The organism is Acinetobacter sp. Gutcm_16, assembly GCF_028649355.1.
Classification (GTDB): Bacteria; Pseudomonadota; Gammaproteobacteria; order Pseudomonadales; family Moraxellaceae; genus Acinetobacter; species Acinetobacter johnsonii.
Window position 1 is genome coordinate 1 of record NZ_JAQSUV010000031.1, and the last position, 16,372, is coordinate 16,372.

At 43.8% G+C, this 16,372-nt stretch carries 13 protein-coding genes and 1 tRNA gene; 13 read left to right on the plus strand and 1 reads right to left on the minus strand.

Features of this window, described 5'->3' with window-relative positions; all coding sequences use genetic code 11:
- Position 1 precedes the first annotated feature (1 nt).
- The 12 genes from tuf to PTT44_RS08555 all read left to right on the plus strand — a co-directional run bounded on the left by tuf (position 2) and on the right by PTT44_RS08555 (position 14,793).
- Complete coding sequence (gene tuf, locus PTT44_RS08500) at positions 2-1,192, plus strand: elongation factor Tu (RefSeq protein ID WP_010325730.1); 1,191 nt, start codon at positions 2-4, stop codon at positions 1,190-1,192.
- 48 nt (positions 1,193-1,240) lie between these two features.
- A tRNA-Trp gene (locus tag PTT44_RS08505) sits at positions 1,241-1,316 on the plus strand.
- A gap of 76 nt (positions 1,317-1,392) precedes the next feature.
- Positions 1,393-1,833 carry a preprotein translocase subunit SecE gene (secE, locus tag PTT44_RS08510; protein WP_004692774.1) on the plus strand — a complete coding sequence of 147 codons (441 nt, stop codon included), beginning with the start codon at positions 1,393-1,395 and terminating at the stop codon, positions 1,831-1,833.
- Between the two features lie 7 nt (positions 1,834-1,840).
- Positions 1,841-2,374 (plus strand): transcription termination/antitermination protein NusG, encoded by a 534-nt coding sequence (nusG, locus tag PTT44_RS08515; protein ID WP_004692772.1) that lies wholly within the window; start codon positions 1,841-1,843, stop codon positions 2,372-2,374.
- Between the two features lie 118 nt (positions 2,375-2,492).
- A complete protein-coding gene (gene rplK, locus PTT44_RS08520; protein WP_004668262.1) occupies positions 2,493-2,921 on the plus strand; it encodes a 50S ribosomal protein L11 in 429 nt (142 codons plus the stop codon).
- Positions 2,922-2,924: 3 nt separating this feature from the next.
- On the plus strand, positions 2,925-3,620 hold the full coding sequence (rplA, locus tag PTT44_RS08525; RefSeq protein ID WP_010325731.1) for a 50S ribosomal protein L1: 696 nt from the start codon (positions 2,925-2,927) through the stop codon (positions 3,618-3,620).
- Positions 3,621-3,921: 301 nt separating this feature from the next.
- Positions 3,922-4,428 carry a 50S ribosomal protein L10 gene (gene rplJ / locus PTT44_RS08530; RefSeq protein ID WP_010325732.1) on the plus strand — a complete coding sequence of 169 codons (507 nt, stop codon included), beginning with the start codon at positions 3,922-3,924 and terminating at the stop codon, positions 4,426-4,428.
- A gap of 48 nt (positions 4,429-4,476) precedes the next feature.
- Positions 4,477-4,842, plus strand: a complete 366-nt coding sequence (rplL, locus tag PTT44_RS08535; protein WP_004692767.1) for a 50S ribosomal protein L7/L12 — start codon at positions 4,477-4,479, stop codon at positions 4,840-4,842.
- Positions 4,843-5,144: 302 nt separating this feature from the next.
- Positions 5,145-9,233 carry a DNA-directed RNA polymerase subunit beta gene (rpoB, locus tag PTT44_RS08540; protein WP_168159389.1) on the plus strand — a complete coding sequence of 1,363 codons (4,089 nt, stop codon included), beginning with the start codon at positions 5,145-5,147 and terminating at the stop codon, positions 9,231-9,233.
- 147 nt (positions 9,234-9,380) lie between these two features.
- Positions 9,381-13,580 carry a DNA-directed RNA polymerase subunit beta' gene (rpoC, locus tag PTT44_RS08545; RefSeq protein ID WP_010325734.1) on the plus strand — a complete coding sequence of 1,400 codons (4,200 nt, stop codon included), beginning with the start codon at positions 9,381-9,383 and terminating at the stop codon, positions 13,578-13,580.
- A gap of 168 nt (positions 13,581-13,748) precedes the next feature.
- Complete coding sequence (locus PTT44_RS08550) at positions 13,749-14,288, plus strand: hypothetical protein (protein ID WP_168159388.1); 540 nt, start codon at positions 13,749-13,751, stop codon at positions 14,286-14,288.
- Between the two features lie 148 nt (positions 14,289-14,436).
- A complete protein-coding gene (locus PTT44_RS08555) occupies positions 14,437-14,793 on the plus strand; it encodes a DNA transfer protein p32 (protein ID WP_168159387.1) in 357 nt (118 codons plus the stop codon).
- 50 nt (positions 14,794-14,843) lie between these two features.
- On the opposite strand, the gene PTT44_RS08560 is transcribed toward PTT44_RS08555, so the two are convergent.
- On the minus strand, positions 14,844-15,329 hold the full coding sequence (locus tag PTT44_RS08560; protein WP_273795614.1) for a DUF4442 domain-containing protein: 486 nt from the start codon (positions 15,327-15,329) through the stop codon (positions 14,844-14,846).
- Between the two features lie 116 nt (positions 15,330-15,445).
- Between PTT44_RS08560 and PTT44_RS08565 the strand changes: the two genes are divergently transcribed.
- Positions 15,446-16,330, plus strand: a complete 885-nt coding sequence (locus PTT44_RS08565) for an alpha/beta fold hydrolase (RefSeq protein WP_168159385.1) — start codon at positions 15,446-15,448, stop codon at positions 16,328-16,330.
- Positions 16,331-16,372: the final 42 nt, after the last annotated feature.

A 16,372-nucleotide genomic window follows, 5' to 3' on the forward strand; every position in this document is an offset into this window, starting at 1 on the left:
CATGGCTAAGGCTAAGTTTGAACGTAATAAGCCACACGTTAACGTGGGCACAATCGGTCACGTTGACCATGGTAAAACAACTTTAACAGCTGCAATTGCAACTGTATGTGCGAAGAAATTCGGTGGCGAAGCGAAAGACTACGCTGCAATTGACTCTGCACCAGAAGAAAAAGCACGTGGTATTACAATTAATACTTCACACGTAGAATACGATTCTCCAACTCGTCACTACGCACACGTAGACTGCCCGGGCCACGCCGATTATGTTAAAAACATGATTACTGGTGCTGCTCAGATGGACGGCGCGATCCTTGTATGTGCAGCGACTGATGGTCCAATGCCACAGACTCGTGAACACATCCTTCTTTCTCGTCAGGTTGGTGTACCTTACATTCTTGTATTCCTTAACAAGTGTGACCTTGTTGATGATGAAGAACTTCTTGAATTAGTAGAAATGGAAGTTCGTGAACTTCTTTCTACTTATGACTTCCCAGGTGATGACACTCCAGTTATCCGTGGTTCAGCTCTTCTTGCACTTAACGGTGACGCTGGTCAGTATGGCGAAGAAGCAGTTGTTGCGCTTGTTGACGCACTTGATACTTACATTCCAGAGCCAGTACGTGCAATCGACCAAGCATTCTTAATGCCAATCGAAGACGTATTCTCTATTTCTGGTCGTGGTACAGTAGTAACTGGCCGTGTAGAAACTGGTATTGTGAAAGTAGGCGAAGAAGTTGAAATCGTTGGTATCAAAGATACAGTTAAAACAACTGTAACTGGCGTAGAAATGTTCCGTAAACTTCTAGACGAAGGTCGTGCGGGCGAGAACTGTGGTGTTCTTCTACGTGGTACTAAACGTGAAGACGTACAACGTGGTCAAGTACTTGCTAAACCAGGTGCAATCAAGCCGCACACTAAATTCGATGCAGAAGTATACGTACTTTCTAAAGAAGAAGGTGGTCGTCACACTCCATTCCTTAACGGTTACCGTCCACAGTTCTACTTCCGTACAACTGACGTAACTGGCGCGATCAAATTGCAAGATGGCGTTGAAATGGTTATGCCTGGTGACAACGTAGAAATGTCAGTAGAATTAATCCACCCAATCGCAATGGACCCAGGTCTACGTTTTGCGATCCGTGAAGGTGGCCGTACAGTTGGTGCTGGTGTAGTTGCTAAAGTAACTGCATAATTATAAAATAAAATTACAAATTGGGGTTTCGACTCCAATTTGTTTTGCAGGTCAGTAGTTCAATTGGTAGAGCGTCGGTCTCCAAAACCGAATGTTGGGGGTTCGAGTCCCTCCTGGCCTGCCAACTTTTTTATAAAAGACGCTTGATGTCGGCAAAACTGGTCATATAATAAGTCGCGAAACCTACGACGAGTACAAAAATGTCGAATGAAAAATTACGCGACGCACAAAGCGACGCGGCAATCCCTCAAAGAAATAATTCTGCTGAAGTAGTTAAATCTGGTTCTCCCCTAGACGTCGTCTTATGGATTATCGCATTGATTTTATTAATTGGTGCGACCATGGTGAATCAACACCTACCAGCGTATTGGGCACCAGCCAACGATATCTGGGTGCGCGTTGGGGTAATTTTGGCTTGTATCATCGTGGCATTCGGTTTATTATACGCCACCCATCAAGGCAAAGGCTTTGCTCGTTTGTTGAAAGACTCACGAATTGAGCTGCGTCGAGTGACTTGGCCAACTAAGCAAGAGACCATGACCACATCTTGGCAGGTGCTTGCGGTTGTAGTTGTTGCATCCATTTTATTATGGTGTTTTGACTACATTTTGGGCTGGTTAATGAAGTTTATTATCGGGTAAGAGAGCTATGAAACGTTGGTACATTATTCATGCCTATTCAGGTTATGAAAAACAAGTGATGCGTTCACTTAATGATCGAATCCAGCGTAGCGCTGTAGCCGATAGCTTTGGTGAAGTCCTTGTTCCTACTGAAGAAGTAGTGGAAATGAAGGATGGTAAGAAACGTAAATCTGAACGTAAGTTCTTTCCAGGCTATGTATTGGTCGAAATGGAAATGAATGATGAAACTTGGCACATTGTTAAAGAATGTCCAAAAGTTTTAGGTTTTATTGGTGGTACGGCTGAGAAACCGGCGCCAATTACCCAACGTGAAGCAGATGCGATTCTTGCTCGTGTACGCAATACTGGTGAAGCACCACGTCCGAAGACGATGTTTGAACCAGGCGAAGAATTACTCGTAATTGACGGTCCATTCACAGACTTTAAAGGTGTGGTGGAAGAAGTTCTATACGAAAAGTCACGTTTAACGTTGACCATTAATGTATTTAATCGACCAACTCAGGTTGAGCTGGAATTTCGCCAAGTCGAAAAATCAGTTTAATTGGATGTGGTTGAAAAACGCCTGGCTTATTGATAAGTCAGGCATTGTTGTTGTAACGGTATCGTTACTTAGAAATTGGGGAGCCTTCATCGGCGTTTGTACCCAGAGGTAATTTGAAATGGCTAAGAAGATTGACGGCTATATCAAGCTGCAAGTTCCAGCTGGTAAAGCGAATCCATCTCCACCGATTGGTCCTGCATTGGGTCAACGTGGTGTTAACATCATGGCATTCTGTAAAGAATTCAATGCTGCGACACAAAAACTTGAAGTTGGTTTACCAATTCCAGTCGTGATCACTGTGTACAACGACAAGTCGTTCACATTCATCATGAAAACTCCTCCTGCATCTATTCTTCTTAAGAAAGCTGCTGGTATCCAAAAGGGTTCTGCTGTACCTAACAAAACTAAAGTTGGTAAGTTGACTCGTGCTCAATTGGAAGAAATCGCGACTACTAAAGAACCAGATTTAACTGGTGCTGATTTAGACGCACGTGTTCGTACCATCGCTGGTTCTGCACGTTCTATGGGCTTGGAAGTGGAGCTATAAGACATGGCAAAGTTAACTAAACGTCAAAAAGCCATTGCTGCTGCTATTGAAGCAAACAAAGTTTACACTTTAGAAGAAGCCGTAGCTGTTCTTGCTGGTCTTCCTGCTGCGAAATTCAAAGAATCTTTGGATGTTGCGGTAAACCTAGGTGTTGACCCTCGTAAATCTGACCAAGTTGTTCGTGGCGCGACTACACTTCCTGCAGGTACTGGTAAAACTGTACGTGTAGCTGTGTTTGCTCAAGGCGCTGCTGCTGAAGCTGCTAAAGCTGAAGGCGCGGACGTGGTTGGTTTTGATGACCTTGCTGAAAGCATCCAAGCGGGTAACCTTGACTTTGATGTAGTGATTGCTGCTCCTGATGCAATGCGCGTTGTGGGTAAGTTGGGTACGATTCTTGGTCCACGTGGCTTAATGCCAAACCCTAAAGTGGGTACTGTAACTCCTGACGTAGCTGGTGCAGTTAAAAATGCAAAAGCTGGTCAAGCACGTTACCGTGTAGACAAAGCGGGTATTATCCACGCTGCGATCGGTCAAGTAGATTTCTCTGCTGAAGCTGTTCGTCAAAACGTTGAAACTTTGATTGCAGACTTGAAAAAGTTAAAGCCTGCGACATCTAAAGGTGTATACATCAAAAAGATCACTTTGAGCTCAACTATGGGTCCAGGTCTTGTTGTTGATGTAAACAACGTTTCTAACTAAGTTTAACTTAGACAGAATTTTAAAGCCCTGAGTAATATTTGAAGCACTGCTTCAAATATTACGCAAGAGAAACCGGTTTCGGACTACTTGCAAACTTAGGCAAACTTTGAATTGGTAAATGTAGATTTATCAGCGTCAAAGACCTCAGGCGAGAGTAATTTTGATTACTTTCTTAATTTCCCAGCCTGAGTAGACGCGGTGGTGTGATTTGTTCATCCTCCGCGTGTAAGTTCAGTGATGAACTTGCGAATTGGGAGTGTACTTCGCGTAAGTACATAAATCACCGTTAGGAGGTTTTACAATGGCTCTTCTTATCGAAGGCAAAAAACAGATCGTTGCTGAAGTAACTGAAGTTGCTTCTACTGCGTTTGCTGCTGTTGTTGCTGACTACCAAGGTTTAACTGTTGAGCAATTAACTGCTCTTCGTGTTGAAGCTCGTAAGTTAGGTGTTGCTACACGTGTTGTACGTAATACTTTGGCTAAACGCGCTCTTCAAGATACTCCATTCAATATCTTGAACGACAACCTTGTTGGCCCAACAATTTTAGCTTTCTCAACTTCTGCAGATGATATGGGTGCTGCGGCACGCTTATTCGAAGAATTTGCGAAAACTAACAAAGCATTTGAACTTAAAGCTGCTGCATTTGAAGGCAAACTTTATCAAGGCGCAGAAGTTAGCGTTATCGCGAATCTTCCAAACCAAGAGAAAGCGCTTACTATGCTTGCAAATGTTCTTCAAGCTCCTATTTCGAAATTGGGTCGCTTACTTACAGCGCTTCAAGAGAAAAACGAGTCAGAAGCTGCATAAGCTCAAACTTAAACACACATCATTCAATACCCATTTGGAGTTACTCTCATGGCTTTAACAAACGAAGAAATCTTAAACGCAGTTGCTGAAAAAACTGTTCTTGAACTTGTTGAACTTATTTCTGCTTTCGAAGAAAAATTCAACGTATCTGCTGCTGCTGTAGCTGTAGCTGCAGGTCCTGCTGCTGCTGCTGCTGAAGAGCAATCAGAATTCAACGTTGAGTTGACTTCTTTCGGCGCGAACAAAGTAGCTGTGATTAAAGCAGTTCGTGAAATCACTGGTCTTGGCTTGAAAGAAGCTAAAGACATGGTTGAAGGCGCTCCTTCAGTTCTTAAAGAAGCAGTTTCTAAAGAAGAAGCTGAAGAACTTAAGAAAAAACTTGAAGAAACTGGTGCTACTATTACTATTAAGTAATGTTACCAGGGGGGGGAATATTAATTTCACCCCAAAAATTGGCTGATGGCTCTTGGGTCATCAGCCTTTTTGCGTTACAATAATCGGCTCGATTTTTGTTTGCTTGGTGGAAAATCCATCAAATTAAAATAAAGAAAAGAATCAAACGCTTACCAATATTTTTCAAATTTAAAAATATTGGTAAGCGTTTCAATACCACTGAAAATTGCAGCATTTGTAAAAAGTGGTGGCCATATCGGCCTGCGTAATTCCTTCTGAGCCCGTTCTGCAGGCGGGCTCGGTTTACTTTCCGAGGACTCCAGATGGCATACTCATATACCGAAAAGAAACGGATCCGTAAGAATTTTGGTAAATTGCCTAGTGTTATGGATGCTCCGTACTTGCTCGCGATTCAAGTCGACTCGTACAGAACATTTTTACAAGATGGCAAATCACCAAAAAACCGCGAAGATATCGGTCTGCAAGCCGCGTTTCGTTCAGTTTTTCCTATAGAAAGTTATTCTGGCAATGCTGCTTTAGAATTTGTTGAGTATAGTCTTGGTAAGCCTGAGTTTGATGTACGCGAATGTATTCTTCGTGGCTCAACTTATGCAGCACCAATGCGCGTAAAAATTCGTTTGATCTTAAAAGATCGCGAAACTAAATCAATTAAAGACGTGCGCGAGCAAGAAGTGTACATGGGTGAAATGCCACTCATGACCGATAACGGTACATTCGTTATTAATGGTACTGAGCGTGTAATCGTATCTCAATTACACCGTTCACCGGGCGTATTCTTTGACCACGATAAAGGCAAAACCCACTCTAGTGGTAAAGTGCTTTATTCTGCGCGTATTATTCCTTACCGTGGTTCATGGTTAGACTTTGAATTTGACGCAAAAGACCTTGTATTTGTGCGTATTGACCGTCGTCGTAAATTACTTGCGACTGTGGTTCTTCGTGCTTTGGGTTATAACAATGCGCAAATCTTAGACTTGTTCTATGAAAAAGTGCCTGTATACCTAGACATGGGTAGCTACCAGATTGACCTTGTTCCAGAACGCTTACGTGGCGAAATGGCACAATTTGACATCGTAGATAATGATGGCAAAACCATTGTTGAGCAAGGCAAGCGTATCAACGCGCGTCATGTGCGTCAAATGGAAGCTGCTGGCCTAGAAAAACTTTCTGTGCCTGATGAGTACTTGTACGAGCGTATTACTGCAGAAGACATCCCACTTAAAGATGGTGATGTGATTGCAGCAAATACCTTGTTAAGCCATGAAGTGATGGTGAAATTGGCTGAAGGTGGTGTTAAACAATTTAACATTCTATTCACCAATGACATCGACCGTGGTTCATTCGTTGCAGATACTTTACGTGCAGACACCACGACAGGTCGTGAAGAAGCATTGGTAGAAATCTACAAAGTAATGCGTCCAGGCGAGCCACCAACGAAAGAAGCGGCTGAAAACTTATTCAACAACTTGTTCTTCTCTTCTGAACGTTATGACCTCTCTCCAGTGGGTCGTATGAAGTTCAACCGTCGTTTGGGTCGTCCTTACGAAGTGGGTACGGATCAGAAGTCTCGTGAAGTTGAAGGCATTTTGTCGAACGAAGATATCACTGATGTACTCAAAACATTGGTTGAAATCCGTAACGGTAAAGGTGAAGTCGACGATATCGACCACTTGGGTAACCGTCGCGTGCGTTCAGTAGGTGAAATGACTGAAAACCAATTCCGTGTTGGTTTAGTTCGTGTAGAACGTGCTGTTAAAGAACGTTTAAGCCAAGCTGAAACAGATAACTTGTCTCCGCAAGATTTGATCAATGCGAAACCAGTGGCTGCTGCAATCAAAGAATTCTTTGGTTCAAGCCAGTTATCTCAGTTCATGGACCAAAACAACCCATTGTCTGAGATTACGCACAAACGTCGTGTATCAGCGCTTGGTCCTGGTGGTTTGACACGTGAACGTGCGGGCTTTGAAGTACGTGACGTACACCAAACTCACTACGGTCGTGTATGTCCAATTGAAACGCCGGAAGGTCCAAACATTGGTTTGATCAACTCGCTTTCTGTTTATGCGAAATGTAACAATTTTGGTTTCTTAGAAACACCATACCGTAAAGTTGTGGATGGTCGTGTAACGGATGAAGTTGAGTATTTATCTGCAATTGAAGAAGTAGGTACTGTGATTGCACAGGCCGATTCTGGCGTAGATAAAGACGGTAACTTAACAGAAGAATTTGTTTCTGTACGTCACCAAGGTGATTTCGTACGTATGCCGCCTGAAAAAGTGACGCATATGGACGTTTCTGCACAGCAGGTTGTTTCTGTTGCTGCATCACTGATTCCATTCCTTGAACACGATGACGCCAACCGTGCATTGATGGGTTCAAACATGCAGCGTCAAGCTGTGCCTACATTGATTGCTGACAAACCGCTTGTAGGTACAGGCATGGAAGCAAATGTAGCGCATGACTCTGGTGTGTGTGTGATTGCGGGTCGTGGTGGTCGTATCGAGTTTGTCGATGCTTCACGTGTCGTGATTCGTGTCAACGAAGACGAAATGGTTGCAGGTGAGGCAGGTGTAGATATCTATAACCTGATCAAATATACACGTTCGAACCAAAACACTTGTATTAACCAAAAAGTTCTTGTGAAACTTGGTGATAAAGTCGGTCGTGGTGATGTATTGGCTGACGGTCCATCAACAGATGGCGGTGAGCTTGCACTCGGTCAAAACATGCGCGTTGCGTTCATGACGTGGAATGGTTACAACTATGAAGACTCGATCTTACTTTCAGAGCGCGTACTTCAAGAAGACCGTTTAACCTCGATTCACATTCAAGAATTGTCGTGTGTTGCACGTGATACTAAATTGGGTGCGGAAGAGATCACAGCGGATATCCCGAATGTGGGTGAAGCTGCACTGTCTAAGCTTGATGAATCAGGTATCGTATATATCGGTGCTGAAGTGACTGCGGGCGATATTCTTGTAGGTAAAGTAACGCCTAAAGGTGAAACGCAGTTAACACCAGAAGAAAAATTGCTTCGTGCAATTTTCGGTGAAAAAGCAGCTGACGTAAAAGATTCATCTTTACGTGTTCCATCAGGCACGAAAGGTACAGTCATTGACGTTCAAGTGTTTACACGCGATGGTCTTGAAAAAGACGAACGTGCGCAAGCAATTGAAAAAGCTCAGCTTGATTCATACCGTAAAGACTTGAAAGAAGAATACAAAATCTTCGAAGAAGCAGCACGTGAACGTATTGTTCGTTTGTTGACAGGTCAAGAGTCTAACGGTGGTGGTACAACAAAGCGTGGCGATAAGCTTTCTGCAGAGGTATTGTCTGGTTTAGAGTTGGTTGATTTACTTGAAATCCAACCAACAGATGAAGCTATTGCAGAGCGTTTAACTCAAATTCAAGTGTTCTTGAAAGAGAAGAGCTTTGAAATTGATGAGAAATTTGCAGAGAAAAAACGCAAACTTTCTACAGGTGATGAATTAACAACAGGTGTATTGAAAGTTGTTAAGGTTTACTTGGCTGTTAAACGTCGCATCCAACCGGGTGATAAGATGGCGGGTCGTCACGGTAACAAGGGTGTTGTTTCTAACATCTTACCTGTTGAAGACATGCCGCACGATGCTAATGGTGTTCCTGTCGACATCGTATTGAACCCACTGGGTGTACCGTCACGTATGAACGTGGGTCAGATTCTAGAGACTCACTTAGGTATGGCGGCGAAAGGTCTTGGCGAAGAAATCGACAAGATGTTAAAAGCACAACGTACTGTACTTGAGCTTCGTGGATTCTTAGACAAGATTTATAACAAAGTTGGTGGCGAGCAAGAAGATCTTGATAGCTTAACTGATGATGAAATTTTGGTGCTTTCGGGTAACTTACGTGCGGGTGTTCCACTTGCAACACCGGTATTCGATGGTGCTGAAGAATCACAAATTAAAGACTTGTTAGAGCTTGCGAACATTTCACGTACTGGTCAAACAGTATTGTATGATGGTCGTACAGGTGAGCAGTTTGACCGTCCTGTAACTGTAGGTTACATGTACATGTTGAAACTGAACCACTTGGTAGACGACAAGATGCACGCGCGTTCTACTGGTTCTTACTCATTAGTAACTCAACAGCCGCTTGGTGGTAAAGCACAATTCGGTGGTCAGCGTTTCGGTGAGATGGAAGTCTGGGCGCTTGAAGCATATGGCGCAGCTTACACGCTTCAAGAAATGCTTACTGTTAAGTCGGATGACGTTGAAGGTCGTACCCGTATCTATAAGAACATTGTAGATGGTAACCATTATATGGACCCAGGTATGCCTGAATCGTTCAACGTATTGACCAAAGAGATCCGTTCTTTAGGTATCAACATTGAACTGAAAAATGGTGACTAATTAGTTCCATTAAATCTCCCTAAATCCCTCTTTGAGAAAGAGGGACTTTCCCCCTTACAAGGGGGAGTAGGGGGATTAATCAGTTAAGAAACAATATTTGTGACCCAGTTGTGTAGTGAAAGTCTCCACAACACACGGAGAAAAAAATTGAAAGACTTGCTCGATATCATGCGCAAAAAGACGGATTCAGACGGTCATGCTCCAGTTGAGTTTGATCGCATCCGTATTGGTCTTGCGTCACCAGAAATGATTAAGTCATGGTCTCATGGTGAAGTTAAAAAGCCTGAAACCATTAACTATCGTACGTTCAAACCAGAACGTGATGGTTTATTCTGTGCCAAAATTTTTGGTCCAGTTAAAGATTACGAATGCTTGTGTGGTAAATACAAGCGTATGAAATACAAAGGCGTCATTTGTGAAAAATGTGGCGTTGAAGTAACAACTGCGAAAGTTCGTCGTGAGCGTATGGGTCACATCGAGCTAGCGTCTCCAGTTGCACATATTTGGTTCTTAAAATCACTTCCGAGCCGTATCGGTCTATTATTAGACATGACTTTACGTGATATCGAACGTGTATTGTATTTCGAATCTTACGTAGTAACTGACCCAGGTATGACTCCATTTGAGAAATACCAACTTTTAAACGATGAAGAATACTTCAACGCTTTAGAAGAACACGGTGATGAATTCACTGCGAAAATGGGTGCAGAAGCTGTTCAAGACTTGTTAAAAGACATCGATCTTGAAAACGAAATTTCACGTTTACGTGAAGAAATTCCAAACACAACGTCTGAGACGAAGCTTAAAAAAGCGTCTAAGCGTTTGAAGTTGATGGAAGCGTTTAAAGAGTCAAACAACAAGCCAGAATGGATGGTGATGAATGTACTTCCAGTACTTCCACCAGATCTTCGTCCGTTAGTACCACTTGAAGGTGGTCGTTTCGCGACTTCTGATTTGAACGACCTTTACCGTCGTGTGATCAACCGTAACAACCGTTTGAAGCGTCTTCTTGACCTTGCAGCACCAGACATTATCGTACGTAACGAAAAACGTATGTTACAAGAGTCTGTAGATGCATTGTTAGACAACGGTCGTCGTGGTCGTGCAATCACGGGTTCGAACAAGCGTCCATTGAAATCTTTGGCTGACATGATCAAAGGTAAACAAGGTCGTTTCCGTCAAAACTTACTTGGTAAGCGTGTTGACTATTCAGGTCGTTCGGTAATTACTGTAGGTCCTACTTTACGTTTGCACCAATGTGGTCTTCCGAAGAAAATGGCACTTGAATTATTCAAGCCATTCATTTTCGCGAAACTACAAGCATCTGGCCAAGCAACAACCATTAAAGCTGCGAAGAAAATGGTTGAGCGCGAAACGCCAGAAGTTTGGGACGTTCTTGCTCACGTGATTCGTCAACACCCAGTGATGTTGAACCGTGCGCCTACACTTCACCGTTTGGGTCTTCAAGCATTTGAACCGATCCTGATTGAAGGTAAAGCGATCCGTCTTCACCCACTCGTTTGTGCTGCGTTTAACGCCGACTTCGACGGTGACCAAATGGCGGTACACGTACCATTAACACTTGAAGCGCAGTTAGAAGCGCGTGCGTTAATGATGTCGACCAACAACATCTTGTCTCCAGCGAACGGTGAACCAATCATCGTACCGTCTCAGGACGTTGTCTTAGGCTTGTACTACATCACTCGTGATGCGATCAATGCCAAAGGTGAAGGCATGGTGTTTGCAGATACTCACGAAGTTAACCGTGCACTTGCAACAGGTCAGGTAAATTTACACGCTCGCGTAAAAGCACGTGTACACCAGACTGTGATTGATGAAAATGGTAACCGTGAACAGCAAACCATTGTTGTGGATACAACACCAGGTCGCTGCTTACTTTGGGAAGTTGTGCCAGAAGGTATGGATTTCCAACAAATCAACGTTGAGATGACCAAGAAAAACATCTCTAAATTGATTAACTCTTGCTACCGTAAATTAGGTCTTAAAGATACCGTGATCTTTGCTGACCAATTGATGTACTTAGGTTTCCGTCAAGCGACACGTTCAGGCGTATCGGTAGGTATGGAAGACATGGTGATTCCACCTGCGAAGTACTCAATTATTGAAAAAGCAGAAGTTGAAGTTCGTGAAATTGAGCAACAGTTCGAACAAGGTTTCGTAACTGCTGGCGAACGTTACAACAAAGTTGTCGATATTTGGGCACGTACCAATGACCAAGTAGCGAAAGCGATGATGGACAACTTGTCTTTTACCACTGTTAAAAACAAACAGGGTGAAGATGAGAAGCAAAAATCATTCAACTCGATCTATATGATGTCTGACTCAGGTGCCCGTGGTTCGGCAGCTCAGATTCGTCAGTTAGCGGGTATGCGTGGTTTGATGGCGAAACCAGATGGTTCGATCATTGAAACCCCAATTAAAGCGAACTTCCGTGAAGGTTTGACAGTACTTCAGTACTTCATTTCAACACACGGTGCACGTAAAGGTTTGGCCGATACAGCACTGAAAACAGCAAACTCTGGTTACTTGACACGTCGTCTTGTAGACGTAGCGCAAGACTTGGTAATTACTGAGCCTGACTGTGGTACTTTGGGCGGTCTTGTAATGACTCCGTTCATTCAAGGCGGTGACGTGATCGAGAACTTAGGTACTCGAGTACTTGGCCGTGTTGTTGCTGAAGATGTGAAGAAAGCAGGTTCTGACGACGTTATCCTGCCTCGTAACACTTTGATTGATGAGAAACTTGCAAACTTCCTAGAAGAGCAAGGTGTCGATGAAGTTAAAGTACGTTCAGTGGTTGCGTGTGAATCTACATTCGGTGTATGTGCGAAATGTTATGGTCGTGACCTTGCACGTGGTCATCAGGTGAACCCTGGTGAGTCTGTGGGTGTTATGGCTGCACAATCGATTGGTGAGCCAGGTACACAGTTAACAATGCGTACCTTCCACGTAGGTGGTGCTGCAAGCCGAACTTCTGCTGCAAACAGCGTACAAGTACGTAACAAAGGTACTGTACGTTTCCACAATGTGAAAACAGTACAACATGCCAAAGGTCACTTGGTATCGACTTCTCGTTCAGGCGAAATCGGTATTGCGGATGATTTAGGTCGTGAGCGTGAGCGTTATAAACTGCCATATGGTGCGTCTATCTTGTTGAAAGATGGCGAAGCTGTAGAAGCTGGCGGTATCGTGGCGACTTGGGATCCGCACACCCACCCACTTGTAACAGAAGTTGCAGGTAAAGTACGTTTCAGCCAAATCGCTGATGGCGTCACTGTTACCTCGAAAACTGATGATGCAACAGGTATGACGACGATTGAAATCTTACCTGTGACTGCACGTCCTGCGTCTGGTAAAGATTTACGTCCTGCGGTTGTTCTTGATACGACGGATGGTGGTGAGCAGTTCTACTTCCTACCACAAAACACGATTCTTTCTGTCCGTGATGGTGAAACAATTGGTGTGGGTGACGTTATTGGTCGTGTACCTCAGGAAACTTCACGTACGCGTGACATTACCGGTGGTCTACCGCGTGTAGCTGACTTGTTCGAAGCACGTAAACCGAAAGAGCATGCAATTCTTGCTGAAATTTCAGGTGTTGTGAGCTTTGGTAAAGAGACTAAAGGTAAGAACCGTTTAGTAATTACTCCAGATGATGGTTCTGAGATTTACGAAGAACTGATTCCAAAATGGCGTACCATGAACGTGTTCGAAGGCGAACATGTGAACCGTGGTGAGACTGTTTCTGACGGTCCACAGAACCCACATGACATCTTACGCTTGAAAGGCGAAGTTGCGCTGACCAACTACATCGTGAACGAAGTTCAAGACGTATACCGTCTGCAAGGTGTAAAAATCAACGACAAGCACATTGAAGTGATCGTACGTCAAATGTTGCGTAAAGTTGATATCACTGATGGCGGTGATACAAGCTTCATCAAAGGCGAGCAAGTGGATTACATCCGCGTGATGCAAGAGAACCAAGCTGTTCTTGCGCAAAACAAGTTCCCAGCGAAGTTTGAACGTCAATTGATGGGTATTACCAAAGCGTCGCTTTCTACTGACTCGTTCATCTCTGCTGCATCGTTCCAGGAAACCACTCGTGTGTTGACTGAAGCGGCTGTAACAGGTAAAGAAGATGATTTACGTGGCTTGAAAGAGAACGTAGTTGTAGGTCGTTTGATTCCTGCAGGTACTGGTCTTGCGTATCATTTAGAGCGTCGTCGTCAAGAAGCTGAAGCTGCAGAGCATGAGCTTGTAAATGACTTCTCTGATGTGGATCAAGCATTAAGCCAAGCATTTAGCGATGAGTTTAACGGTCTGTAATTAGCCCTTTAAATGCATGAAAAAGCCACCTTCGGGTGGCTTTTTTTTGTCCTTTTGTTACAGAAGCGGTTTTAAGCTTTTATAAATTTCACATTTTTCCTATAGTAAAAATATAAGTACACAAATCTCCTTACTTCATTAACGATTAAAAAATAGAGGTGGTTACACATGAAATTGACATCAAAACTATTGGGCTTAAGCATCTTCGCATTTGTGAGCCAAACGATGGCAGCACCGATGCCGAATACCATCACCGTGGAGGATAAGGCGGTTGTACCGATTGTCAAAACACAGATTATTCGCAGTGTCGCGGGTCAAGAGCCTGTGCGAACGACCGAAGCGACTATTTTTGAAGTGAAAAATGGTGGTAAAGATATCGTGGCGCGTGAAGTGGTTCTCGAAGAAAATGCCAGCCAATTTTCAGATAAAAAAATGTCTGCACCAATGGTGCAAAAGGGTAGTGTAATTGTCCCGACATCTAAAGTTGAAGTGAAATCGACCTTGAGTCAAGGTGGTGTAGTTCTTGCAGAAGGTACGCAAGTCGATGCACACGGAGTTGAGTTTAAGAAAGGACAGGAACCTGTACGTAAGGAGCTGAAACTGGATCAAGTGAAAGATCCGAACAGTAAAGAAAGTGTGACGCGTGCGGTGCTCCAAGAAAATGGTACCACCACCAAAGATGTGGTAGTGGTGAAAGAGCCTGAATAAGCTTGAGTTGAATGCGGATGAGGCCCTCTAAGGAGGGCTTCTTGCTTACAAATTTTCAGCAATAGCACCTGTAACCGTAACATTTCACGGGTTTTAAGTTCATACTGATCTTTTATGCTGTAAGAAATAGCCAATAAGGACAAATCTCATGAAAAAGTATATGAGCATTATTGCAGTGGCATCTCTTTCGACGATGTTGTTGGCAGGTTGTGAGAATATGAGTGCTTCAGAGCAACGTATTGGGACAGCGGCTTTAGGCGGTGCTGTGGGTGGTGCTGCGGGGAATAGCCTCGGTGGCGGTGTAGGCGCAGCCATTGGTGGTGGTGCTGGTGCGGCCGTGGGCAGTAAAGCTCAAGGTGGCTCAAACCGTAATGCAACCTATAGTGGTGTTGGCGGCGCGATTGGTTCAGCAGTGGGTAAAAGTGTGTTTGGTGGTAACACTGGTGCTGCCATTGGTGGTGCTATCGGTGGCGGTGCAGGTGCGGCTATTGAAGAACGTAAATAATGTTTTAAGTTCAAATTTTCAAAAAAAAGCACTTCATGGAAGTGCTTTTTTTATAGCTGTGCGGGTTTAGGTTTTTTACGACGGATATATAAAGTTTTTTCCACTTCTGCAATTCGAATGCCAGCTTCATCATAAATATTTAAGGTATACATACGATGTACGGGGGCATAGTTGTCGGCCAGTTGTTTCACGGTCGCGATTTCTTGGGCATCAAGGTGAAAGTCTGCATAGACTGTACTGCGCCCTGGGCTGAGAAATTGGATAGAGGCTGCTTTGTCCCAAACAATATACTTGTTGCCTAGGTGGTGCATCAGCAGGGTCATGTAAAACGGGTCGACCATCGCATATAAGCTCCCGCCAAAATGTACGCCGACAATGTTTCGGTTTTGTCGAGTGAGGGGCATTTTGACGCGAATATGGTAGTGTTTAAGGTCAAACTTTTCAATTTGAATCCCTGCACCTTTAAAGGGGGCAAAATGATTGAGAAAGTATTTCGCGACAATTGGCTGTGTCACAAGTTTTTTTAAAATGCTCATTTCGGTCAATGGTATCTGATGAACTTCTATCCATACTAGAGAAGATCAAATCAATTGGCATTGATCGTTTTGCCAGTAAAGTATAAAAAACAGTCAATAACAATAAGGAGCTGAATATGGAGCAGCAAAGTTACTGGGTACAAACTACAGATCAGCAAAGACTTTATGTGAAAACATGGGGCAATGCGAACAATCCTGTGCTGGTCTTGGTGCATGGCTATCCAGATAATCAAGAGGTCTGGGAGCCTGTGATTGGGCATCTGGTGCAAGATTATTATATTGTGACCTATGACGTTCGCGGTGCAGGTATGTCGAGTATACCGCGTCATATAAGAGCCTATGCCTTGCCTCAGCTATCGCTAGATTTGGAAAGTGTAGTGAATAGTGTGATCCCACAGCGTAGCTTTCATTTAGTTGCGCATGACTGGGGTTCGATTCAGTCATGGGAGTCCGCGACTGAGCCAAAATTTAGAGAGCGTATGCTGTCATTTACCACCATTTCAGGCCCATGCTTAGACCATGCTGCATTTTGGATACGTGAACAGTTCGCACAACATAAGCCTCAATTTTTTAAGCAGTTAACGAAGTCTTGGTATATTGCTGCCTTTCAGTTGCCTTTTTTAGCACCGACCGTATGGCAGTTTTTTAGTCCTAAGCATTGGGGCAAAGTTTTATCGCGTTTAGAAGGACGTTCAGACTTACCGCTGAATCATCACATTGCTGCCGATGGTAAGCACGGGGTTGCGCTCTACCGCGCGAACTTTATCCCACGTCTGACGAAACCTCGGGAACGCTTTGCAATTTGTCCCGTACTAGCAATTGTGTTGGAGCAAGATCAGTTTGTGAGTCCAGCGTTAATCGATGAAATGCCGAAGTGGGTCGAGGATTTTCAACGGGTGAATGTAAATGCCAACCACTGGGCAATCTTGAGCCAGCCTGAGGTAATTGCTAAAGAAATCAAAAGGTTTGTTCAAAACTGGCGTTGTGTTGAAGCCAGCTGAAATGATCTGTGAAAGAGAAAGGCGCTAGCGACCTGTAAGGGC